This is a genomic window from Fluviicola sp. (genome assembly GCF_030151805.1).
Lineage (GTDB): Bacteria > Bacteroidota > Bacteroidia > Flavobacteriales_D > Crocinitomicaceae > Fluviicola.
Genome location: NZ_JASLCN010000164.1, coordinates 1 through 2,786, shown reverse-complemented (window position 1 = coordinate 2,786; position 2,786 = coordinate 1). Strand labels below are relative to the sequence as shown.

At 41.5% G+C, this 2,786-nt stretch carries 4 protein-coding genes; 1 reads left to right on the top strand and 3 read right to left on the bottom strand.

Going from position 1 to position 2,786, the window contains the following annotated elements:
* The 3 genes from Q1V93_RS06250 to Q1V93_RS06240 all read right to left on the bottom strand — a co-directional run.
* The coding region (locus Q1V93_RS06250) for an HD domain-containing protein (RefSeq protein ID WP_300662877.1) at positions 1-986 on the bottom strand (986 nt) is incomplete at its 3' end.
* Positions 987-1,016: 30 nt separating this feature from the next.
* The gene (locus Q1V93_RS06245; RefSeq protein ID WP_300662875.1) at positions 1,017-1,574 is read right to left on the bottom strand and encodes an L-threonylcarbamoyladenylate synthase; all 558 of its coding nucleotides are present in this window, start codon (positions 1,572-1,574) and stop codon (positions 1,017-1,019) included.
* A gap of 23 nt (positions 1,575-1,597) precedes the next feature.
* Positions 1,598-1,936 carry a helix-turn-helix transcriptional regulator gene (locus Q1V93_RS06240; protein ID WP_300662873.1) on the bottom strand — a complete coding sequence of 113 codons (339 nt, stop codon included), beginning with the start codon at positions 1,934-1,936 and terminating at the stop codon, positions 1,598-1,600.
* Positions 1,937-2,162: 226 nt separating this feature from the next.
* On the opposite strand from Q1V93_RS06240, the gene Q1V93_RS06235 reads away from it, so the two are divergent.
* Positions 2,163-2,786 (top strand): response regulator transcription factor (locus tag Q1V93_RS06235; RefSeq protein ID WP_300662871.1); only part of this gene is annotated, 624 nt, incomplete at its 3' end.

Sequence of the window (2,786 nt, the reverse complement as noted above, 5' to 3'; positions counted from 1 at the left end):
TTCACATCAAGCGGTAATCTCAGTCGCGCGAAAATTTTAGGAACCATGCGTGCTCCCAATTCTTCGTGTCCGTGAAATGTCCAGCCAACCTGCGGATCGAATTTCTTGGTCGGAGGTTTAGCGATATCATGGAGAATAGCTGCCCATCGCAACCACAGATTATCTGAATTCTTCGCCACATTGTCGAGAACTTCCAGTGTGTGATAAAAATTGTCTTTGTGACTTTTCCCGTCGCGTGTTTCTACTCCATGCAATGCGATCATTTCCGGAAAAAACTGGTGCAGCAATTTGGTTGAATTCAACAGTTCAAATCCGCGCGAAGGGGTTTCTGCCAGGATAATCTTATTTAGTTCATCCATGATCCGTTCTCTGGAAATAATTTCCAGGCGGGATGCATTTTCCAGGATGGACTGAAGGCTTTTTAATTCAATTTGAAAACCAAGCTGTGTGGCAAAACGAATGGCACGCATCATCCGCAGCGGATCATCGGAATACGTTGTATCCGGATCCAGCGGGGTGCGAAGAATTCCATTTTCAAGATCATCTAATCCGTTAAACGGGTCAATCAGATTTCCGAAGGTTTCTGCCCGCAAATCCAATGCAAGTGCATTGATGGTGAAATCTCTCCGTTTCTGATCATCGCTCAGAGTTCCGTCTTCAACAATGGGTTTGCGCGAATCTCTTTGATAAGATTCCTTTCGGGCTCCCACAAATTCCACGTCCAGATCTTTGTAATTGAACTGCGCGGTTCCGAAATTCTTAAACAGGTTTACTTTTTTAACCCGCAGTTTTTCCCCGGCAGCCTGAGCAAGATCCATTCCGTTTCCTACAACGACAATATCAATGTCTTTCGAAGGTCGCTCCAGCAATAAATCCCGCACAAATCCACCGATAACATATGCTTCCAGGCCTTTTTCAGAAATGATTTGAGAAACAACCTTGAAAACAGGATGTTTGAGTTTATGAGCGAAATTTTGTGTGTGCATGCGGATACAAAGTTACTGAATTTAGAAAAATCAGCTTCTGATTACTTTTATCGAACTGTCCAATCCGATTTTAATGATTTGAGAAGGAGTTTTGAGCTCTTCGTTGACGCGTTCTTCCAGGATAGCATCTACCTGATTTTTGATCTGTTGATCAATGTTGTTGAAATTTGTTGGAAAAGGCGATCCTGAAAGATTTGCAGAAGTAGAAACCAACGGCTTTCGGATGCTTCTGATCAATGCCAGGCAAATAGGATCTTTCGTCAGGCGGATTCCCACAGAACCATCTTCTGCCAATACACTTGGAGCCAAACCCCTTGCATTCGGATAAACAATGGTGAGTGGTCTTTCAGATAAATCGACCAAATCATAACAAACAGAGGGGAATTCCGGAATGTATTTCTCAATCATTTGAAAACTGTCGACCAAAAGAATGAAACTCTTGTTTTCAGGTCGTTGCTTAATCTCCAAAATGCGTTTACATGCTTCTTCATTCGTGGCATCGCAACCAAGTCCCCAGATAGTATCCGACGGATACAAAATAGTTTTACCATTTTTCAATGCTTCGATGACAGCGGAATCTAATTGCATACTGTTAAAATTGAATGGCAAAGTTAGTCTAATACCCCCAAATGAAATCCATCTTTTCGTTCAAAAGTAAAAAGTGCTGCCAAAAGCATGTATTTTTCAACTTGACTTTCTGATATCGAAGCAATGGTTGATCCTTGTTCTGAAGCGATGTTGATGATATCCGCCTGCCAAAGCTTCACCAGGTGGTCGTGAATAGTGGAACGTGTCATTCCGAAATATTCTGCAAATTCCAAGTTGTTTAACTTTTTTCTTTCGAGAAGTAATTCCATGATTTTTACACGACACGGATGCGCAAGTGCCCTTCCGACCATGGAAATCGAAAGCGTTTGAGGAGAATAATCGAAGTATTTAATTACGCCCATAAAATAGTGATGTTTAAAGGGTTAAAAATGTATGTTCTCTATTTAAGTTAGTTGAAAAGGGCGTATGTTCCAAATTTTTGAGGAGGTTTTTTGGAATTTTGGAAAAACCCAAAAACCCAATTTCCCAATATTGGGACGGGACTGTAAATTAATAGGTTACGTCATTTAGAACATCCTGAAACCATCTTTCTTTTTTTTGCTAATTTTAGCCTTCAATCAAATTTCAGTGAAAAAAATATTGATTATTGAGGATGATCCGCAGATCAGCTCCCTGGTTCAGAAAGGACTTATGGAAGAAAACTTCGACACGAAAGTTTCCAATGACGGACTCAGGGGGCTGGATGAATTTCATTTCTGGAATCCGGATCTGATTATTTTGGATATCATGCTGCCCGGAATGAACGGCCTGCAGGTTTGTTCAAAGATCCGCGAAACGAGCCAGGTTCCGATTTTAATGCTGACGGCTTTGGGAACTGCTGAAAATGTTGCTTTGGGATTGGATTCCGGGGCCGACGATTATCTGCCCAAACCATTTAAGTTTATTGAATTGAATGCCCGGGTGAAATCCTTGCTGCGCAGAATGGAGAATTTGAATCCGGTTCAGAATCCGATTTTTCAATTTGACGACCTGGTGATCGACGACAATCAGAAAACAGTGACGAGAGCCGGGAACCCGATCAGTTTGACATCTACCGAATACCGGCTTCTTTTATTGTTCGTGATGAATCCCAAAAAGGTACTTTCACGAATGGATATTCTGGAAGAAGTTTGGGGAATTGATTTTGAATCAGGAACGAATGTAGTGGATGTTTATGTAAACTATCTGCGTAAAAAGCTGGTGCAGTTCGGT